Source organism: Inquilinus sp. OTU3971 (assembly GCF_038440215.1).
The window spans coordinates 1-464 of the sequence record NZ_JASATH010000446.1 but is presented as its reverse complement, the minus strand read 5'-3'; the positions used below and the strand labels follow the sequence as shown (position 1 = coordinate 464).

Sequence of the window (464 nt, the reverse complement as noted above, 5' to 3'; positions counted from 1 at the left end):
ACGGCGAGCGAGGACAGTGAAGGGCGGTTTGCGGCCTATGTCGCGGCGTTGTCGGGCGCGATCGGTCATGCGGATCGGGTGGGACCGTTGCGGGATTACTGCCTGGGGCTTTTGATGCCGGCGGAGCGCAAGAGCGTGGAGCCGCTGGCGGCGGTGACGGCGCCGGCCCGGGTCCCGGCGCAGCACCAGTCGCTGCTGCATTTCGTGGGTCAGGCGCCGTGGTCGGACGAGCGGGTCCTGGCCAAGGTGCGCGATCTGGTCTTGCCCTCGATCGAGCGGCACGGGCCGATCGAGGCCTGGATCATCGACGACACGGGCTTTCCGAAGAAGGGCCGGCATTCGGTCGGCGTGACGCGGCAGTATTGCGGGCAACTCGGCAAGCAGGACAATTGCCAAGTGGCGGTGACGCTGTCGGTCGCCAACCACGCCGCCAGCCTGCCGGTCGCCTGGCGGCTCTATCTGCC

General features: G+C 69.0%; 1 protein-coding gene. It reads left to right on the top strand.

The features are described 5' to 3' along the window. Positions 1 to 464 (top strand): IS701 family transposase (locus AAHM41_RS40345; RefSeq protein ID WP_446719530.1); only part of this gene is annotated, 464 nt, incomplete at both ends.